The organism is Sphingomonas abaci (genome assembly GCF_014199625.1).
Classification (GTDB): domain Bacteria; phylum Pseudomonadota; class Alphaproteobacteria; order Sphingomonadales; family Sphingomonadaceae; genus Sphingomonas; species Sphingomonas abaci.
Genome location: NZ_JACHNY010000001.1, coordinates 978972 through 997881 on the forward strand (window position 1 = coordinate 978972; position 18910 = coordinate 997881).

21 protein-coding genes are annotated in these 18910 nt (G+C 69.9%); 14 read left to right on the forward strand and 7 right to left on the reverse strand.

Annotation, left to right across the window (positions count from 1 at the left end; genetic code table 11):
• The first annotated feature begins 93 nt into the window (after positions 1-93).
• From secB to trpS, 3 genes are all read left to right on the forward strand, one after another.
• Positions 94-594 carry a protein-export chaperone SecB gene (gene secB, locus GGQ96_RS04375; RefSeq protein WP_184111830.1) on the forward strand — a complete coding sequence of 167 codons (501 nt, stop codon included), beginning with the start codon at positions 94-96 and terminating at the stop codon, positions 592-594.
• Positions 595-663: 69 nt separating this feature from the next.
• Complete coding sequence (gene murJ, locus GGQ96_RS04380) at positions 664-2229, forward strand: murein biosynthesis integral membrane protein MurJ (RefSeq protein ID WP_184111832.1); 1566 nt, start codon at positions 664-666, stop codon at positions 2227-2229.
• An 11-nt stretch (positions 2230-2240) separates the two neighbouring features.
• A complete protein-coding gene (gene trpS / locus GGQ96_RS04385; RefSeq protein ID WP_184111833.1) occupies positions 2241-3233 on the forward strand; it encodes a tryptophan--tRNA ligase in 993 nt (330 codons plus the stop codon).
• Between the two features lie 341 nt (positions 3234-3574).
• Here trpS and dnaA read toward each other — a convergent pair whose 3' ends face one another.
• The 4 genes from dnaA to mutM all read right to left on the reverse strand — a co-directional run bounded on the left by dnaA (position 3575) and on the right by mutM (position 6820).
• A complete protein-coding gene (dnaA, locus tag GGQ96_RS04390; RefSeq protein WP_184112255.1) occupies positions 3575-5191 on the reverse strand; it encodes a chromosomal replication initiator protein DnaA in 1617 nt (538 codons plus the stop codon).
• 250 nt (positions 5192-5441) lie between these two features.
• Positions 5442-5585 (reverse strand): hypothetical protein, encoded by a 144-nt coding sequence (locus GGQ96_RS04395; protein WP_184111835.1) that lies wholly within the window; start codon positions 5583-5585, stop codon positions 5442-5444.
• Positions 5586-5621: 36 nt separating this feature from the next.
• On the reverse strand, positions 5622-5885 hold the full coding sequence (rpsT, locus tag GGQ96_RS04400) for a 30S ribosomal protein S20 (RefSeq protein WP_184111837.1): 264 nt from the start codon (positions 5883-5885) through the stop codon (positions 5622-5624).
• 119 nt (positions 5886-6004) lie between these two features.
• Positions 6005-6820: a bifunctional DNA-formamidopyrimidine glycosylase/DNA-(apurinic or apyrimidinic site) lyase gene (gene mutM, locus GGQ96_RS04405; RefSeq protein WP_184111839.1), complete on the reverse strand. Its 816-nt coding sequence runs from the start codon at positions 6818-6820 to the stop codon at positions 6005-6007.
• A 55-nt stretch (positions 6821-6875) separates the two neighbouring features.
• Here mutM and GGQ96_RS04410 point away from each other — a divergent pair, with 55 nt between their 5' ends.
• The 8 genes from GGQ96_RS04410 (at position 6876) to GGQ96_RS04445 (ending at position 13627) form a co-directional block, all read left to right on the forward strand.
• On the forward strand, positions 6876-7607 hold the full coding sequence (locus GGQ96_RS04410) for a class I SAM-dependent methyltransferase (protein WP_184111841.1): 732 nt from the start codon (positions 6876-6878) through the stop codon (positions 7605-7607).
• Between the two features lie 7 nt (positions 7608-7614).
• Positions 7615-9150 carry a 2-polyprenylphenol 6-hydroxylase gene (gene ubiB / locus GGQ96_RS04415; protein ID WP_184111843.1) on the forward strand — a complete coding sequence of 512 codons (1536 nt, stop codon included), beginning with the start codon at positions 7615-7617 and terminating at the stop codon, positions 9148-9150.
• Between the two features lie 7 nt (positions 9151-9157).
• Positions 9158-10252 carry a hypothetical protein gene (locus tag GGQ96_RS04420; RefSeq protein WP_184111845.1) on the forward strand — a complete coding sequence of 365 codons (1095 nt, stop codon included), beginning with the start codon at positions 9158-9160 and terminating at the stop codon, positions 10250-10252.
• Positions 10249-11442, forward strand: a complete 1194-nt coding sequence (gene coaBC, locus GGQ96_RS04425; protein WP_184111847.1) for a bifunctional phosphopantothenoylcysteine decarboxylase/phosphopantothenate--cysteine ligase CoaBC — start codon at positions 10249-10251, stop codon at positions 11440-11442. The genes GGQ96_RS04420 and coaBC overlap by 4 nt, the downstream gene beginning before the upstream one ends.
• Complete coding sequence (gene dut, locus GGQ96_RS04430; RefSeq protein ID WP_184112257.1) at positions 11442-11900, forward strand: dUTP diphosphatase; 459 nt, start codon at positions 11442-11444, stop codon at positions 11898-11900. Before coaBC ends, dut begins: the two co-directional genes overlap by 1 nt.
• Positions 11897-12277, forward strand: coding sequence for a hypothetical protein (locus GGQ96_RS04435; RefSeq protein ID WP_184111849.1), 381 nt, complete (start codon positions 11897-11899; stop codon positions 12275-12277). The genes dut and GGQ96_RS04435 overlap by 4 nt, the downstream gene beginning before the upstream one ends.
• A 238-nt stretch (positions 12278-12515) precedes the next feature.
• Positions 12516-12740, forward strand: a complete 225-nt coding sequence (locus GGQ96_RS04440) for a hypothetical protein (RefSeq protein WP_184111851.1) — start codon at positions 12516-12518, stop codon at positions 12738-12740.
• 122 nt (positions 12741-12862) lie between these two features.
• Complete coding sequence (locus GGQ96_RS04445) at positions 12863-13627, forward strand: HesA/MoeB/ThiF family protein (RefSeq protein WP_184111853.1); 765 nt, start codon at positions 12863-12865, stop codon at positions 13625-13627.
• Here GGQ96_RS04445 and GGQ96_RS04450 read toward each other — a convergent pair.
• On the reverse strand, positions 13612-14613 hold the full coding sequence (locus tag GGQ96_RS04450; protein WP_184111855.1) for an NAD-dependent epimerase/dehydratase family protein: 1002 nt from the start codon (positions 14611-14613) through the stop codon (positions 13612-13614). The two genes, GGQ96_RS04445 and GGQ96_RS04450, sit on opposite strands and share 16 nt — an antisense overlap.
• Positions 14610-15470 (reverse strand): UTP--glucose-1-phosphate uridylyltransferase GalU, encoded by an 861-nt coding sequence (gene galU / locus GGQ96_RS04455; protein WP_184111857.1) that lies wholly within the window; start codon positions 15468-15470, stop codon positions 14610-14612. Before galU ends, GGQ96_RS04450 begins: the two co-directional genes overlap by 4 nt.
• Positions 15471-15626: 156 nt before the next feature.
• Between galU and wecB the strand changes: the two genes are divergently transcribed.
• From wecB to GGQ96_RS04470, 3 genes are all read left to right on the forward strand, one after another.
• Positions 15627-16748 carry a non-hydrolyzing UDP-N-acetylglucosamine 2-epimerase gene (gene wecB, locus GGQ96_RS04460; RefSeq protein ID WP_184111858.1) on the forward strand — a complete coding sequence of 374 codons (1122 nt, stop codon included), beginning with the start codon at positions 15627-15629 and terminating at the stop codon, positions 16746-16748.
• 54 nt (positions 16749-16802) lie between these two features.
• Complete coding sequence (locus GGQ96_RS04465) at positions 16803-17561, forward strand: metallophosphoesterase family protein (protein WP_184111860.1); 759 nt, start codon at positions 16803-16805, stop codon at positions 17559-17561.
• A gap of 100 nt (positions 17562-17661) precedes the next feature.
• Positions 17662-18135, forward strand: a complete 474-nt coding sequence (locus tag GGQ96_RS04470) for a hypothetical protein (RefSeq protein WP_184111862.1) — start codon at positions 17662-17664, stop codon at positions 18133-18135.
• A gap of 90 nt (positions 18136-18225) precedes the next feature.
• Here the strand turns inward: GGQ96_RS04470 and GGQ96_RS04475 are convergent, their stop codons facing one another.
• Positions 18226-18798, reverse strand: a complete 573-nt coding sequence (locus GGQ96_RS04475) for an FKBP-type peptidyl-prolyl cis-trans isomerase (RefSeq protein ID WP_184111864.1) — start codon at positions 18796-18798, stop codon at positions 18226-18228.
• Between the last annotated feature and the right edge of the window lie 112 nt (positions 18799-18910).

The window sequence follows — 18910 nt, forward strand, 5'->3', positions numbered from 1 at the left end:
CGTACACCCGCGCTGCTAGTTGCGACGGCCGACAGATCGAACGCGCGAACGCGCCGCTCGCTCCCCCTCTCCTATAGACCAAGGGAATAGCAAATGGACCAGGATTACGGCGCGTCGCAGCAGCCGATGGCCAATGGCGCCGACACGGCACCCGCCGCCGGCATGATCTCGCAGTACATCAAGGACCTGTCGTTCGAGAATCCGAACGCGCCGGCGATCTTCCAGGCGCAGACCCCGCCGGCGATCGACGTGCAGTTCAACATCGGCTCCAGCAAGGTCGCCGACGACGTGCACGAGGTCGTGCTGAAGATCGAGGTGAAGGCCGACAGCGACGGCCAGACCGCGTTCATCGTCGATCTGTCCTATGCCGGCCTGTTCGGCTTCCGCAACGTGCCGGAAGACCAGATCCAGCCGTTCATGCTCGGCGAAGCGCCGCGCCTGCTCTTCCCCTTCGCGCGCCGCGTGCTCGCCGACGCGGTGCGCGACGGCGGCTTCCCGCCGCTGCTGCTCGAGCCGATCGATTTCGGCGCGCTCTACCTGCAGCAGGCGCAGGCCAATGCCGACGCCAGCGGCGCGGCCTTCGGCAACGCCTGATCCGTCCTCCAGCCACCGTCCCGGCCGCCGCGCCGGGGCGGTGATCCCTCCTGCCGGAACCCCAGCCCCGTGAATCTCACCAAAGCGCTCGGTTCGGTCGGGGGGCTGACGCTCGCCAGCCGCGTCCTGGGACTCGTCCGCGACACGCTGTTCGCGCGTTTCATCGGCGCCAGCTTCGCCTCCGACGCGTTCCTGATCGCCTTCCGGCTGCCCAATCTGTTCCGCGCGCTGTTCGCGGAAGGCGCCTTCTCCGCCGCCTTCATCCCGATGTTCAACCACAAGGTCGCCGATCCCAAGGGGCGCGGCCTGCCCGACGGCGTCGCCTTCGCCGAGGATTCGCTGTCGGTGCTGCTGCCGGTGCTGATCGGCATGACCGCCTTGGTCGAGGTCTTCGCCTGGCCGGTCACCTGGCTGCTGACCCTGGGGTTTCGCGACGCGACGCCGGAGCGGTTCGCCTTCGTGGTGATGCTGTGCCGGCTGACCTTTCCCTATCTGCTGCTGATCAGCATCGTGTCGCTGCTCGGCGGCATCCTCAATTCGCTGCACCGTTTCTGGGTCAATGCCGCCGCTCCCATCCTGCTCAACCTGACGCTGATCGCGGCATTGCTGCTGTTCCACACCCCCGACCCATTGCTGACCGCGCGCAACCAGGCGGTCGCGGTGACGGTGTCGGGCGCGTTCCAGCTCGCCTGGCTGTGGTGGGCCTGCCGCCAGGCGGGCGTGCGGCTGCGCATCAAGCGGCCGACGCTCAATCCGGACGTGAAGCGGCTGATGGCGCTGATCTGGCCCGCCGCCGCCGGCGCGGGCGCGGTGCAGATCAACCTGGTCGTCTCGACCGCGCTCGCCGCGACGCTGCTGCCGGCGGGCTCGGTCAGCTACATCTATTATGCCGACCGGCTGAACCAGTTGCCGCTCGGGCTGATCGGCATCGGCCTTGGCACCGTCTTGCTGCCGACCATCTCGCGCCAATTGGGACGCGGCGACGCGGCCGAGGCGATGGCGACCCAGAACCGGGGCATGGAGCTGGCGCTGTTCCTGACCCTGCCCGCCACGGTCGCGCTGGTGGTCTGCGGCGTGCCGATCGTCGCGGCGCTGTTCCAGCACGGCAAGTTCGGCGCGGCCGACAGCTATTTCTGCGCGCAGGCGCTCGCCGCCTTCTCGATCGGCCTGCCCTCCTACATCCTCGTCAAGGTGCTGACGCCGGGCTATTACGCCCGTGCCGACACCCGGACGCCGGTGCGCTTCGCGACCATGTCGATGGCGGTGAACCTCGTCCTCAACCTCGCCTTCATCGTGCCGCTCGGGCATATGGGGCCGCCCCTCGCCACCGCGATCGCCAGCAGCGTCAACGTCGTCCTCCTCTATCGCACGCTGCGCCAGCGCGGCCAGTTCGCACCCGACGCGCAGCTTCGCCGCCGCGCGCCCCGGCTGCTTGTCGCGGCCCTGCTGATGGGCGCGGCGATGTGGGGCCTCAACGACCTGTTCCGGCCCTATGTCACCGGCACCAGCCTGGCGCGCTGGACCGCGCTCAGCGTGCTGGTCGCGACCGGCCTCCTCGTCTATGCCGCCGCCACCGTGCTCACCGGCGCGGTCCGCCTGGCGGACCTCAAGCGATTGGTGCGCCGCCCCGTCTGAAGGACATCACATTGCGCGTCGTCTCCGGAATCCAGCCCACCGGCAACCTCCACCTCGGCAACTATCTGGGCGCGATCAAGCAATGGGTCGCGATGCAGCACCAGGCGGAGTCGCTGTTCTTCCTCGCCGACCTGCACGCGCTGACCGTCGCGATCGACCCCAGGGAACTGGCCGCCAACACGATCGAAATGGCTGCCACCCTGGTCGCCTGCGGCATCGATCCGGACACGGCGATCCTGTTCAATCAGGCGCGCGTCCCCGCTCACGCCGAACTGTGCTGGCTGCTCCAGGGCACGGCGCGGATGGGCTGGCTCAATCGCATGACCCAGTGGAAGGACAAGGCCGGCAAGAATCGCGAGGGCGCCAGCGTCGGCCTGTTCACCTATCCCGTGCTCCAGGCCGCCGACGTGCTGCTCTATCAGGCGACGCATGTGCCGGTCGGCGACGACCAGCGCCAGCATCTGGAGTTGGCGCGCGACATCGCGACCAAGTTCAACCTCGACTTCGACGTCGCGCTGTTCACGCTGCCCGAACCCTATATCTCGCCCGCAGCCCCCCGGATCATGAGTCTGCGTGACGGCAGCGCCAAGATGTCCAAGTCCGATCCGTCCGAGGCGTCACGGATCGCGCTGATCGATTCGGACGACGTCATCGCGCAGAAGCTGCGCAAGGCGAAGACCGACGCCGAGCCGCTGCCCGGCGAAGCGGCGGGCCTCGCCGACCGACCCGAGGCGCGCAACCTGGTCGGCATCTTCGCGGCGCTGGCGGGGACCAGTGTCGATTCGGTGCTGGCCGACCATGCCGGCCAGGGATTCGGCGCGTTCAAACCCGCGCTCGCCGACCTCGCCATCGCCCAGCTCGCCCCGATCCGCGACCGGCTGACCCGCCTGCTGGACGATCGCGCCGCCGTCGCGGCGATCCTGGAACGGGGGGCCGAGCGCGCCCGCGCGCTGGCCGCGCCGACGCTGCTGGAGGCCCAGCGGGCGACCGGCCTGCAAGTCTGAGGATCAGGCGGACCAGCGCTGCCCAGCATCGGCGGAGCGCGTCGATGGGGGCGGCGCCGGGACGGCGGGTCACGGCTGGCTGTTCGCGCGATCGACCGCGTTCGGGCCGCCGCCGCTCGGGCCTTGGGTCATCGCCCGCCCCCGATGCGCCGCCCCGGCACCGGCCGGGGTCCAGTATCCGAGCATGGGCAAGGCCTGACCAGCGCCGCCATGGCTTCCGGCCCGCGCCAGGATGAAGCGGCGTGGGGATGCAAGCCCGACGGGCGACGCGGCTGAGCGGACGCGCACCCCTGATCGGCAACAGGAACACAGGCATGCCCGGCGCGCGCCCGCGCCACGGCTCAGGCTTCCAGTTCGCGCAACAGCACCCGCACCGCCGAATCGATCTCGCGGTCGGTGTCGCGCAGTTCCTCGATCTTGCGCACCGCATGGATCACGGTGGAATGGTCGCGGCCCCCGAACTTGCGGCCGATCTCCGGTAGCGAGCGGGTGGTCAGGCGCTTGGCGAGGTACATGGCGATCTGGCGCGGCCGCGCCACCGCCCGGCTGCGTCGCGCCGAGATCAGGTCGAGCGGCTTCAGTTCGAAATGCTGGCTGACCAGCTTCTGGATGTCGTCGATTGACACGCGCCGCTCGGCGCCGCGCAGCGTGTCGCCCAGCGTCTGCACCGCGAAGTCCAGGTCGACCCGCTCGCCGGTCAGGTGCGCATAGGCGACGACCCGGTTCAGCGCACCTTCCAGCTCGCGGATATTGGCGTGGATGCGCGCCGCGATCAGGTCCAGCACCTCGGCCGGCACCGCCGCCTCGGGCAGGTCGGCGAGCTTGCGCTCCAGGATCGCGCGGCGCAGCGCCAGGTCGGGGGCCTTGATGTCCGCGACCAGCCCGGCCGACAGCCGGCTGATGATCCGCGACTCGACGCCGTCCAGCGCCTGGGGGCAACGGTCGGCGCAGATCACCAGCCGCTTGCCGCTCAGCACGATCTCGTTGATCGTGTGGAAGAACTCCTCCTGCGTCGAGCCCTTGCCGGCGATGAACTGGAGATCGTCGATCATCAGCAGATCGGCCGAGCGCAACCGCGCCTTGAAGCCGTGCGTGTCGCGCGCGCGCAGGGCCGAGACGAACTCGAACATGAAGCGCTCGGCCGACATGTAGAGCACCTGCGCCTCGGGCACCGCCGCCAGATAGGCATGGCCGATCGCATGCATCAGGTGGGTCTTGCCCTGGCCCGTGCCGGCATGGAGGAACAGCGGCGAGAAGCGCGGCACGCCCGGCTCGGCGAGCGCGCGGGCAGCGTTGAACGCCACAAGGTTCGACGAATCGACTACGAACCGGTCGAAGGTGAGGCGCGGGTCGAGCACCGGGCGCTCCGCGGCGGCGCGCGGCGCGGCGGCTTCGGCCACCGGCGCGGGGATGTCGACGCCGAACACCGGGCGCGGCGTCACCGGCTGCTCCTCCTCGACCCGCATCGGTGGCGCGGCCTCGACGGCGGCGGGCGCCGCCGCCGGCGCGATCACGGGGGCCATAGCCACCATGGGCGCCGGTTCGACCGCCGGGGCGGCCTGCACCACCGGCTTCGCCGGCCGCCGCGCCTGGACCGCCTGGCGGGCGCTCTCGGCCGCGCGCTCGATATCCTCGCGCAGCTTCGGCACGCCCGGCAGCGGAATCGGCGGGGTCTGCGCCGTCACCACCACCGGCGGCGTGGTGCGTGGGCGCGTCTCGATCGACACGGTGCGGACCTGGGGCAGGACGCGGCGGAACTCCATGGCCAGCCGGTCCGCATAATGACTGCGCACCCAGTTGGTGACGAAGGCGGAAGGCAGCGCCAGCCGGATCGATTCGGCGTCGTCGCTGGCCACCAGCTCGATCGGCTTCAGCCACTGGTCGAACACGCGGGGGCCGGCCGACTCACGCAGCGAGGCACGGACCTGCGCCCAGGCCAGGGCCTGTTCGCTCGCCATGCCGGACTGCTCATTCGTCACGCACACATCTCCCCGCGGCAAAGCACGACTGGCTCGCCGGTCCTTGAATCAAAAAGTGTCAGCAATCCCTGTTGAGCGATCACCGATCGCCCAGCCCCAGTTCGCTGGTGATGTAGAAGCGACGATGGTCACCGCCGCTGTGGTCCCCGGATATGAAGGACCGGGGGGTCTGATCAAGTCACGAAACGGAAATATACGGGATTGACACGCCATCGGCCGCAGAAACGCGTCAGAAATCTTCTAAGCCTTTGATTTCGCCATGTTTTTTACGCGCCACCCGAATCACGTCCCACTCGAATCGTGGGGAATCCTTGGGTTTGAAATGCTTCGCTTTTTGTTCCGCGACAGGCACGAAAAAACCCGCCGGAGCCATGCTCCGACGGGCCAATTCGTTAACCTTTTCGGGGATTCAGGCGAGCGTCGCGACCGCCTTGGTCAGGCGCGAGAACTTGCGGCTGGCGGTGTTCTTGTGGAGCACGCCCTTGGCCACGCCGCGCGCCAGCTCGGGCTGGGCCGCGGCCAGCGCCGCGGTCGCCGCCGTCTTGTCGCCCGATGCGAGCGCCGCCTCGACCTTCTTCACGAAGGTGCGGATACGGCTGACGCGAGCGCCGTTGATCTCGGCGCGGCGCTCGTTGCGGCGGATGCGCTTCTTGGCTTGCGGCGTGTTCGCCATTCTTGAACGTCCTCGACTTATAAACGGGAAAGGAGCGCGGAGACGACTCCACGCTCGGATTGGTCGCGGCCTTACCGATTTCGGGGCCCGCGGTCAACCGGAACCACCCCCCAAACGGGTCAGCCCCGCTGGCAGCGCGGACACCAGAAGGTGGAGCGACCCGATTCGGTTCGCCGCCGGACCGGCCCGCCGCAGGCGCAGGGTTCGTCCTCGCGGCCATAGACCAGGAACTGCTTGGAGAAATAGCCGAGTTCGCCGTCCGGCGCGGCGAAGTCGCGCAAGGTCGAGCCCCCGGCCGCGATCGCCGATTCGAGCACCGCGCGGATCGCCGCGACCAGCCGTTCGAGTCGGGGCAGCGCGATCCGGCCGGCCTCGCGCGACGGGGCGATTCGCGCCATGTGCAGCGCCTCGCACACATAGATGTTGCCCAGGCCGGCGACGATCCGCTGGTCGAGCAGCATCGCCTTGATCGGCGCGGACCGCCCCTCCAGCGCCCGCAGCAGATAGTCGGCCGTGAGGCCCGGCCCCAGCGGCTCGGGCCCCATCGCCAGGAACGCCGGGTAGGCTTCGACCCCGGCGGTCGGCACCAGGTCGATGAAGCCGAATCGCCGCGGGTCGTTCAGCGTCAGCCGCCGCCCCGCCTCGGTCTCGATCAGCAGATGGTCGTGCGCCAGCGATTCGGCCGGGTCGACCCGCCAGCGGCCCGACATGCCCAGATGGAAGATCATCGTGTCGCCGCGATCGGTATCGACCAGCCCGTATTTGGCGCGCCGCCCGAGCGCGGTGACCACCGCGCCCTGCATCCGCTGGCGCAGGTCGAGGGGGATCGCCTTGCGCAGGTCGGCGCGGCGCGGCTCGACCAGGCGCAGCCGCTGCCCGGCGAGGACGGGGGTGAGGCCACGCACGGTGGTCTCGACTTCGGGAAGTTCTGGCACGGCGATCAGCTAGGTAGCGTTTGCCCCTGCCACAAGCGCCCGCTAGGGCGTACGCATGACCGATACAGTCTCCTTCGGCTACGAAGACGTCGCTCCCGAGGAAAAGACCCGCCGGGTCGGTGGCGTGTTCGCCAGCGTCGCCAAGAACTACGATCTGATGAACGACGCCATGTCGGGCGGGATGCACCGCCTGTGGAAGGATCGATTCGTCCGCCGGGTGAAGCCCCGGCGCGGCGAGCAGATCCTCGACATGGCCGGCGGCACCGGCGACATCGCCTTCCGCCTGGCGGAAAGCGGCGCGTCGATCACCGTCGCCGACATCAATCCGGCGATGCTGGAGGTCGGGATGGAGCGCGCGCAGAAGCGTGGCATCGACGGCCTGGTCTGGACCGAGGCCAACGCCGAGGTGCTGACCTTCCCCGACCGGTTCTTCGACGCCTATACGATCGCCTTCGGCATCCGCAACGTGACCGACATCCCCAAGGCGCTGCGCGAGGCGCACCGGGTGCTGCGGCGGGGCGGCCGCTTCTTCTGCCTGGAATTCTCGACGGTCGAATGGCCGGGCTTCGCCGAGGTCTATGACGCCTATTCGCATCATCTGGTGCCCAAGCTGGGGCAGATGCTGGCGGGCGATGCCGACAGCTACAAATATCTCATCGAGTCGATCCGCCGCTTCCCGCCCATGCCGCGCTTCGAGGCGATGATCGGCGAGGCCGGCTTCGTGAACACGCGGGTCGAGCCGATCATGGGCGGGCTGGTCGCCATCCATTCCGGCTGGAAGATCTGACGCCCTCGTGACCTCCCCGATCGTCCATGGCTGGCGGCTCTTCCGATGGGGCCGCATCCTCGCCCGGCACGGCGCGCTGCGCGGGATCGAGCGCGACCCCAACGCCCCCGCGCCGGTCCGCCGGCTGGCGCGGGTCGCGCGGTTCGGCGCGCGCCTGCCCGCGACCCCGCGCTATGCCGACGCCTTCCAGGATATCGGCCCGGCCGCGATCAAGCTGGGTCAGACGCTCGCCACCCGCCCCGACCTGGTCGGCGAGGATGCGGCGCAGGACCTGCTGCGCCTGCAGGACCAGCTGCCCGCCGTCCCCTATGACACGATCCATGCCGCGATCCGCACCAGCCTGGGCCGCGACCCGGCCGCGCTGTTCGCGCGGATCGAGGAGACCCCGGTCGGCGCGGCGTCGATCGCGCAGGTCCACCGCGCCGTCACCACCGACGGGCGGCAGGTCGCGGTCAAGGTGCTGCGCCCCGGCGTCGAGGAGGATTTCGCCCGCGCCATCGACACCTATCAATGGGCGGCGGCGCAGCTCGAAGGGATGAGCGTCGAGGCCCGGCGCCTCCGTCCGCGCCTGACCATCGAGAACTTCCGGCGCTGGACGCTGCGCGAGCTCAATTTCCGGCGCGAGGCGGCCTCGGCGTCCGAACTGGCCGAGGCGATGACGGCGGAGCCGGACTTCGTCGTCCCCGCCATCGACTGGGCCCGGTCCACCGCCAAGGTGCTGACAGTCGAGTGGATCGACGGCATCAAGCTGTCCGATCGCGCTTCCCTGGTCGCCGCCGGCTACGACCTGCCCAGGCTGGCCGAGACGCTGGTCCGCGCCTTCCTGCGCCAGGCGATCGCCGAGGGATTTTTCCATGCCGACATGCACCAGGGGAATCTGTTCGCCCTGCCCGGCAACAGGATCGCCGCGATCGATTTCGGCATCATGGGCCGGATCGACCGGCGCGCGCGCGTCTGGCTGGCGGAGATCCTCTACGGGCTGATCACCGGCAACTACAAGCGCGTGGCCGAAATCCATTTCGAGGCGGGCTATGTGCCCGCGCACCACAACGTCGCCGAGTTCGCCACCGCGCTGCGCGCGGTGGGCGAGCCGATGCGCGGCCTGCCGGTCAAGGACATGTCGATCGGCATGATGCTCGACGGGCTGTTCTCGATCACCCGCGATTTCGACATGGTGACCCAGCCGCACCTGCTGCTGCTCCAGAAGACGATGGTGATGGTGGAGGGCGTGGCGACCAGCCTCGACCCCGACATCAACCTGTGGGATTCGGCCGCTCCCTTCGTGCGCGAGTGGATTCGAACCGAATTGGGGCCGGAGGCGGCGATCGCCGACCGGCTGATCCTCGACCTGCGGACGCTGGCGGGCGTGCCCGAGCTGGTCCGCCGGATCGAGGCGCGCTTCCCCGCGCCCGGCGGCGAGCCGCCTGCGCCCCCCTTGCGCGAGATCGAGGTGGTGCGGATCGGCGGCGGCTGGCGGTATGCCGTCACCGCCGCCCTGGCGGCGGCGGCCGGGGTGGCCGCGACGCTGGCGGTGCTGCACTAGGGCCAGCATGCGTCGCGCGGCCCCTCCGCTGCTCCTGTCGATCCCGACCCGTTATGCGGGCCTGGCCCAGCGCCGCGCGCAGGTGCTGCTGGCGCTACTCGCGCTGGCGGCGCTGCTGCTGCTCGCCTGGTCGGGGGTGCAGCCGGCCCAGCCTGGGGATGGCGGCGCGGTGGCGTTGGCTTCGACCATCGTCGAGAATATCCGTCATGGCGGCACCTATTATCCGATTGCGGCCGATGCGCTGCGCAGCGCCGGCCTGCCGCTCCGCCCGTTCACCGCCTTTGCGCTGCCGACGCTGCCGATCGTCGCCGCCGCCGTGTCGCCGCGCCTGTTCGCGGGGTTGCTGGCGCTGCTGGCGGTCGCGGTGGGCGTCGCCGCCTGGGCCCGGCTGCGGCCATGGCTGGGCCGGCGCCGGATCGCGGCGCTGCTGCTGGGCGCGACGCTGGCCGCCGGCCTGATACCCGCCGCCCCCCTCGCGCTGGCGTTGCTGCCCGAGATCTGGGCGGGACTGCTCCTCGCCCTGGCGCTGCTCGTCCGCCGACCCGGCCACTGGGTCGAGGCCGCCGCGCTCGGCCTCGCCGCCGCCCTGCTCAGCGAGGCCGCGGCGCCCGCCCTGCTGCTGATGGCGGCGCTGGCCTGGCGCGACGGCGACCGGCGCGAGGCGATCGGCTGGGCACTGGCGCTGGGCCTGTTCATGGTCGTGCTCGGCGTCCACGCCCAGGCGGTCGCGCGGCTGCTCCGCGAGTCGGACCTGGCGGGCGCGACCGGGCCGGGCCTGGCCGGACCCGCTTACGCGATCCGCGCGCTGGCCGCGGTGACGGCGGCGGCGGGCCTGCCCGCCGGCGCGGCGGCGCTGCTGATGCTGCTGGCGCTGTTTGGCTGGACCGCCCTTCCCGATCCGCTGGCCGGGCGGATCGCGGCGGTCCTGATCCTCTATGCCGCGATGCTGGCGCTGGTGGCGCGGGTCGGGCAGGTCGAGGCGGCGGCGGTCGCCGCGCCGCTCGCGCTCGCCGGGCTGGTCTTCGCGGCGGACGGCCTGCGCGACCTGGTGCTGGCGGCGCTCGACGGGCGGCGAATCACGGTGAAAAGGGTGGTGCGATGACACGCGTCCTGCTGATCGTCGGCGGCGGCATCGCCGCCTACAAGGCCTGCGAGCTGATCCGCCTGCTGCGCCGCGCCGGACACGGCGTCCGCTGCGTACTGACCGAGGGCGGCAGCCATTTCGTCACGCCGATGACGCTCGCCGCCCTGTCCGGCGACCAGGTCTATACCAGCCTTTGGGACCTGAAGGACGAGGCGGAGATGGGCCATATCCAGCTCAGCCGCGAGGCGGACCTGATCGTCGTCGCCCCCGCCACCGCCGACCTGATGGCGCGCATGGCCGCGGGCCAGGCCAACGACCTGGCCACCACCCTGCTGCTCGCCACCGACGCACCGGTGCTGGCGGTGCCGGCGATGAACGTGCGGATGTGGCTGCACCCCGCCACGCAGCGCAACGTCGCTCGGCTGCGCGGCGACGGCGTGACGGTGATGGAGCCCGATTCGGGCGACATGGCCTGTGGCGAATATGGTCCCGGCCGCCTGCCCGAGCCGGTCGCCATCCTCGCCGCGATCGAGGCCGCGTCGCGGTCGCCCGGCCCCACCGACCGGCCGCTCGCCGGCCGCCATGTCCTGGTCACCGCCGGTCCGACGCACGAGCCGATCGACCCGGTCCGCTATCTCGCGAACCGATCCTCGGGGAAACAGGGCTTCGCGATCGCCGGGGCGCTCGCCGGTCTGGGCGCGCGGGTGACGCTGATCGCCGGCCCGGTGACGCTGCCGACGCCACCCGGCGTCGACCGTTACGATGTCGAGACCGCGCGCCAGATGGCCGATTCGGTGGCGGCGGCGCTGCCGGCCGATGCGGCGGTGATGGTCGCGGCGGTCGCCGACTGGCATGTCGCGCCCGCGACCCAGAAGGTGAAGAAGGGCGCGGCGCCACCCGCCTTGGTCCTGCACGAGAATCCCGACATCTTGGCGACGCTGTCCCGCGCGCCCGACCGGCCGGCGCTGGTCGTCGGTTTCGCGGCGGAGACCGAACGGGTCGTCGATCACGCCCGCGCCAAGCTGGCGCGCAAGGGCTGCGACTGGATCGTCGCCAATGACGTGTCGGGCGACGTGATGGGCGGGGATTCGAACACGGTCCATCTGGTGACGCCGACCGGTGTCGAGGACTGGCCCCGCGCCGGCAAGGGCGAGGTCGCCCGCCGACTCGCGCTCCGCATCGCCGAGCGGCTAAGGGGGGAGGCATGATGACCGCGCCCGCCCCCCTTCCTATCGCCATCCGACGCCTGCCGCATGGCGCCGGCCTGCCGCTGCCCGCCTATGCGACCGCCGGGGCGGCGGGGCTGGACGTGGTCGCGGCCGAGTCGCTGCTGCTGGCCCCCGGCGCGCGCCATGCGGTCGCCACCGGCTTCGCGCTCGCCATCCCCGAAGGCTATGAGGTGCAGGTGCGCCCGCGGTCCGGCCTGGCGCTGAAACATGGCGTCACCTGCCTCAACACACCGGGCACGATCGATTCGGATTATCGCGGCGAAGTGAAGGTCATCCTGGCCAATCTGGGCGATGCGCCCTTCCCGATCGCGATCGGCGACCGGATCGCGCAGCTGGTGCCGGCGGTCGTGCAGCGCGCGACGCTGGTCGAGGCGGAGGTGCTGGACGAGACCGCGCGCGGCGATGGCGGCTTCGGCTCCACGGGTGTGCGGTGTTGAACGCGCTGCTCCTGGCACAGGCGGTGGCGACGGCGACGCCGCCGCTCCCGCACGACTGGAGCGCATTGCCGGCCTTCCCGGCCGATATCGCGGTGTCGGCCGGCGCGGTCACCTATGTCCGGGCGCAGGTCCGGGACGGGCATTGCACCCCTGCCCCCTCGCCGATCCCGGCTTCCGCCCGGACGCTGGTGGTCCCCGTCGCGGTGCTGGTCGGTCCCCAGGGCAGCATCCGCCAGATCGTTCCCCAGGCGATCGATTGCCCATCTGTCGAACAATATACGGTCGGCTTCCTGCTGTCGGCGACGCGCCATCCCGCCTGGTGGACGACACCGCCTGCCCCTGGTTGGTACAAGCTGACCCCGACCTATCGCTGGTAGCGGCGATCATATCGGCTCATAGGAAGGGCAAAGCGCCTTTTAGCCGTAAATCCTGTCTTCCACTCCACTGGCTTGCTGGGCTAGAGCGCTATGGCGGCCTGTGACCCTGTTGCAACGCCGCATCGGTCGCGGATGTTCTCGTGGTCGAGGAAGCTTGTCAGTTGTTCTTTCACATTTGATGTGGCAGGGCGATTGACGAACACAAAGGGAGTTCAACATGCGTCTTGGGAAGTATCTCATGGCCGCCGCGGCCGCCACGATGGCGGTTGCTCCGGCTGTCGCCGCTCCGGCGAACCCGGCTGCGAGCCTGTCGGTTGCCAAGTCGGCTCGCGCCGCTTCGGTTTCGGGCAAGAAGAACGAGCTGGCCGGTGGCGGCATCATCGTCGCCGTCCTGGCGGCGGCGGCTGTTGTCGCGGGCATCGTGGTCGTTGCCGACAGCGATGACAACTCGGACAGCAACTGAGCCTCGGCTACAGTTTCGGGAAATAGCGGTCTTCGGGCCGCTATTTTTTTGCCTGGCGTCCGGCCCGGCGAACACGTCCCACCGGCATTTGCGGACCGGCGGCGGAGGCGTATAGCCGCCCCATGTTGTCCGACTTGGAACTGGAGCGTTACGCCCGCCACATCGTGCTGCACGCGATCGGCGGCAGCGGGCAGATACGGTTGCGCGAGGCGACGGTCGTGCTGGTCGGCGTCGGCGGCATCGGCTCCCCTGCGCTGCAATACCTCGCCGCCGCGGGCATCGGCCGGATCGTCGCGGTCGACGACGACGTGGTCGACCTGTCCAATCTCCAGCGCCAGACGATCTTCTCCACCGACGATCGCGGCTATGCCAAGGCGCTGGCCGGCGCGGCGCGCGCACGGGCCATCAACCCGCATGTCGAGATCCTGCCCCACCGCCTGCGCCTCGATTCGCGCAACATCGCCGCGACGATCGCCGGCGCCGACGCGGTGCTGGACGGCTGCGACAACTTCGCCACCCGGCTGTTGGTGGCCGATGCGTGCCACCAGGCACGAATTCCGCTGGTCTCCGCCGCTGTCGACCAGTTCGAGGGCCAGCTCGCCACCTATCGCGGCTGGGAGGCGGGGCGGCCCTGCTACCGCTGCTTCGTGGGCGATTCGCCCGAACGGCCGGGCCGCTCCTGCGCCGATGCCGGGATATTGGGGCCGGTGACCGGCGTGATCGGCAGCCTGGCCGCGCTGGAGGTGATTCGCGTCATCGCGCCCTTCGGCGACGATCCGGCGGGCACGGTCCTCCTCGCCGATCTGCTCAGCCTGCGCTTCCGCTCCGTCCGCTTGCCCAAGGACCCGGGCTGCACGACCTGTGGCGGCGCTCAGACGTCGGCATAGTCCCGGTACCAGCGCACGAAGCGCGGCACGCCCAGCTCGATCCCGGTTACCGGCGCGAAACCCAGGTCGCGCGCGGCGTCGCCGATATCGGCAAAGGTGGCCGGCACGTCGCCCGGCTGCATCGGCTGGAGATCGCGAATCGCGGGCACGCCGCACGCCGCCTCGACCAGGTCGATCAGCCGGCCGAGCGGCTCCGCCCGGTGGTTGCCGAGATTGTACAGGGCATGGGGACCGATCGACCCGCCCGGCTTCGCCCGGCCGTCATCCGCGGGCGGGCGATCAAGCGCCGCCACCACGCCGGTGACGATATCGTCGACATAGGTGAAGTCGCGCTCCATCCGCCCTTCGTTGAAGACGCGGATCGGCTCGCCCGCCAGGATCGCCCGGGTGAAGAGCCACACAGCCATGTCCGGCCGGCCCCAAGGCCCATAGACGGTGAAGAAGCGCAGTCCCGTCGCCGGCACCCGATAGAGATGCGCATAGCTTTCCGTCATCAGCTCGTCCGCCTTCTTGGTGGCGGCATAGAGCGAGACGGGATGGTCGACCGCGTCGCCGACCCGGAAGGGCAGGCTGACATTGCCGCCATAGACGGACGAGGAGGAGGCGTAGACCAGATGGCGTACGCGGCGCTGCCGCGCCAGCTCCAGCATCGCCAGGTGCCCGACCAGATTGGCGCGCGCATAGGCCATCGGATGGTCAATCGAATGCCGCACGCCCGGCTGCGCGCCAAGATGGACAATCCGGTCGAACGTCTCGCCCGCCAGCGCCTCGGCCAGCGCCCGGTCGTCGGCGAAATCGACCGGCAGCATCGTCACCCGCTCGCCATGCCGGGCGGCGAGATCGGCGACCCGCGCCCGTTTCAGGCGCGGATCGTAATAGGCATTGAAGTCGTCGATTCCGATCACCCGCTCGCCCCGCGCCGCCAAGCGATCGGCGACGTGATAGCCGATGAAGCCGGCCGCGCCGGTGACCAGGACCGCGCTCATCCCAGCAGCGTGCGGGCGAAGTCGCGCAGCGCCGGGCCGATCTCCGGCCGCGCCAGCGCCAGCGCCAGGTTCGCCTGCGCATAGCCTGTCTTGTCGCCGCAATCGTAGCGGGTGCCGTCGAAGGTGAAGCCGTGGAAAGGCTGCCGGCCGATCAACTTGGCCATGGCGTCGGTCAGCTGGATTTCGCCACCGGCCCCCGGTTCCTGCGCGTCGAGGATCTGCATCACCTCGGGCTGGAGAATGTACCGGCCGGGGATCATCAGGTTGGACGGCGCCTTGCCCTTCGGCTTCTCGACCAGCGCGACCACCTCGGTCAGCCGTCCGTCCGTCTTACCCGGCGAGATGATGCCATATTTGTCGGTCTCGCTGTCGGGCACTTCCAGCGCGCCGATGACGTTGCCGCCGACCTGCTCATAGGCGCCGACCATCTGCTTCAGGAAGCCGCCGACCATCAACTCGTCGGGCAGCAGCACCGCGAAGGGCTCGTCGCCGACGATCTCGCGCGCGCACCACACCGCATGGCCCAGGCCCAGCGGTTCCTGCTGGCGGACATAGACCGGGCTGCCGGGCTTCTGCCGGATGCCGTCGATCAGCGCCATCGACTTGCCGCGCGCCTTCATCGTCGCTTCCAGCTCGTAGGAAACGTCGAAATGGTCCTCAAGCGCGCCTTTGCCGCGCCCGGTCACGAAGATGATCTGCTCGATCCCCGCCTCCAGCGCCTCCTCGACCGCATACTGGATCAGCGGCTTGTCGACGACCGTCAGCATCTCCTTGGGCATCGCCTTGGTCGCGGGCAGGAACCGGGTGCCCAGACCGGCGACCGGGAAGACCGCCTTTCGTACGCGCTTGATCGTCACTTCAGGTCTCCAGAACGGGATGGGCAGGATGAGGCCGGTCGAACCGATGCGCCCCGCCAAGGGCACGGAATTATACCGCCGCCTCTATCCCCCCCTCGCCCCCGCTGCAAACAGGGCATATTACTGATCTACATCAGTTAGGGATTGGATTCGCATATGACGGTCTCGCGACGGCTGCTGCTGGTGCTCGGCACCCGTCCCGAGGCGATCAAGCTGTCTCCGGTCGCCCGGGCGCTGGCGGGAACTCCGGGCATCCATCTGCGCTGCTGCGCGACCGGCCAGCACGGTGCGATGCTCGACCAGATCCTGGCGCAGCTCGGACTGGCGCCCGACATCCGGCTGGCGGTCGGGGCCCCCGGACAGTCACTCGACCGACTCACCATGCGACTGATCGAAGCGGTGGGCGCGGTGCTGGACGCCGAGCGGCCCGACCGGGTGATCGTGCAAGGCGACACCTGCACCGCCATGGCGACCGCGCTTGCCGCGCATCACCGCCGGATCCCGGTCGGCCATGTCGAGGCCGGGCTGCGGTCGGGTGATCTCCTCCAGCCCTGGCCGGAGGAGGGCAATCGCCGCCTCATCACGCAACTGGCGGACCGGCACTGGGCCCCGACGCGGGTCGCGGCGGAAGCGCTGATGCGGGCGGGTGTCGATCCCGCGACGATCCGCGTCACCGGCAACACGGTCATCGATGCGCTGCATGGGATGGCCGATCGGCTGGGGGCGGAGCCGGGGCTGGCCGGCCGCCTCGATCCCGTGCTGGCGACGATGGCCGGCCGGCGGATGATCCTGGCGACCATGCACCGGCGCGAGCATTGGGACGGTGGCCTGGTCCGCATCGCGGGGGCGCTGGTCCGGATCGCCGATCGCGGCGATGTCGGCGTGCTCCTGCCGCTCCACGCCAATCCCGCGATTCACGCCGCGATCGGACCGGTTCTGGCGGCGCATCCGGCGATCGTCATGGTGCCGGCGCTCGATTATCCCTGTTTCGTCCGCGCCATGCAGGCCTGCCACATCGTCCTGACCGACTCGGGCGGCGTGCAGGAGGAGGCGCCCGCGCTCGGCAAGCCCGTGCTGGTGCTGCGCGACACGACCGAGCGCCCGGAGGGCGTGGCCGCCGGCACCGCCCGGCTGATCGGCACCGATCCCGACCGGATCGTGCGGGAGACGGCCCGGCTGCTCGACGATCCCGCGACATATGCAGCGATGGCGCGGGCGCACAGCCCCTATGGCGATGGCCAAGCCGCGGCGCGGATCGCGGCGGATGTTGCGGCATGATTGCCGCTCGGCCGACAAGCGCCTATAGCCCCGCCTTTCCACGGCGAACCGAGCATGTTCCGCAAGTTCCTCAACGCGCGCCGATCCAGCGCTCCGTCCTTCGCGCTGCCGCCGGGCGAGCGGGTCTATGCGATCGGCGATGTCCATGGCTGCCTGTCGCTGGTGGACACAATCCTGGCGGCGATCGCCGCCGATCGCGCCGCCCGCGCGCCCGCAAACACCACGTTGATCTTCCTAGGGGATCTGGTCGATCGCGGGCCCGAATCGGCGGCCGTGCTGGAGCGGCTGCGCAGCTTCGACCAGCCGGAGGTGCGCCTGCGCATCCTCAAGGGCAATCACGAGGAGATCTTCCTCAAGGCGCTGGACGGCGACGACAAGGCGCTGCGCCTGTTCTGCCGAATCGGCGGGCGCGAGACGATCGAAAGCTATGGCATGAGCGAGGAGGAGTATAATCGCCTCGACTATGCCGAGCTGCTCGCCGCCATGCAGCGGCTGGTGCCGGCCGCACATCGCGACTTCGTCGATGGCTTCGAGGACAGCATCGCGATCGGCGACTATCTGTTCGTCCATGCCGGCGTCCGGCCGGAGGTGGCGCTGGACGCGCAGCGCCCCGCCGATCTGCGCTGGATCCGCGACCCGTTCCTGGATCATCCCCGGCCTCTGGAAAAGATGATCGTCCACGGCCACACCGTCACCGACGCGCCCGAAATGCGCGCTCACCGGATCGGCATTGATACCGGCGCCTATCAGTCGGGCGTGCTGACCGCCATCGGGTTGGAAGAGGGCGAGCGCTGGCTGCTCGACACACGCTAAGAGGCCGTTCGATGGGCGGCTTGGCCAGCGCCGCCATGGGCTGACATGCGCTCGGCGATGCGATAGCATCGGAGCGTCCTTGCGAATGGAGCCCTGCTCGATGCGCCCGAACGACCTGCGCCTCGCCTGCCTTCTGTCCGTCGCGATGCTGCCCGGCTCGGCGACGGCCAGTCCGCCCGCGCCTCCCCCACCCTATGTCGTCGCGGCGGGCGCGGTCCTGATGGATGCCGCCAACAAGGATTCCGCGAAGCTCGCGCCCTTCATCGCACCGGATATCTCCGCCAGCCTCAATGGCGAGCGGGTTGCGACGGGACGGGCAGCCTGGCTGTCATGGTGGAGCAAGGACCGCGCGCAATATTTTGGCCAGACGATCGGCTCCAGCATGGGCTGGAACGGCGATGGCGCGCTGCTCATACTCGATACATTCGATCGCCAAGACAATGCCGCCACGCCGCCGCCGGCCGGTGATCCACGCTTCGCGACCCGATCGACCTTCTACCGCTTCGGTCCCGACGGCCTGGTGCATGCCATCGCGATCAGCGAAGTCGACTCCTTCTACACCACGACCCGGTAACAGGTCCGACCCGCCCCGCGACCCGGTCCAAACGAAAACGGGCGACCCGCAGGCCGCCCGTTTCATCATCGGAACCGCAATCCGCGTCGATCAACGACCGCCGGGGGCTCCCGGCATCGCGCCGCCGGGCATGCCGCCCTGCTGCTGCATCTGCTGCATCATCTGCATCTGGCGGACCTGCGCCTCGGGGAGGAAGTCGAGCAGGTCGATGTCGAAGACCAGGGTCGAGTTGGGCGGGATCGGACCGGTCTGGCGATCGCCATAGCCGAGCGACGGCTTGATCCACACGCGGTACTTCGAGCCCTTGGGCATCAGCTTCAAGGCCTCGGAGAAGCCGGGCACCACCGCCGCGACGGGCATCGGCGTCGGCTGCTGCGACTTGTCGAAGGTGGTGCCGTTGAGCAGCTTGCCCTCATAGTTGACGAGGGCGACATCCGCGTCGGTCGGCTTGGCCGCACCGGGCTTGCCGGGGGTCAGCACCTTGTACTGCAGGCCGGACGCGGTCGTCACAACGCCGCGCGCACGGGCATTGCGGGTGAGGAAGTCGTCACCCTGCACCGCCAGCGCCACCGCCGCGATCAGCGCAAGCGCGATCCCGATGCACAGATACACGATGTAGCTGCGCTTGACCGGCTGCAAGGGAACGGCGGTAACACTGGACATATCAGCAACTTCCCGGTCGCGGCGACGGTTCGCCCGCAGGCGCCGGACCGCCGCCGAATCATAGGCGTATCCGAAGGCAACCGAGCGGGATGCCCCGCCCGGCCGGCAACCG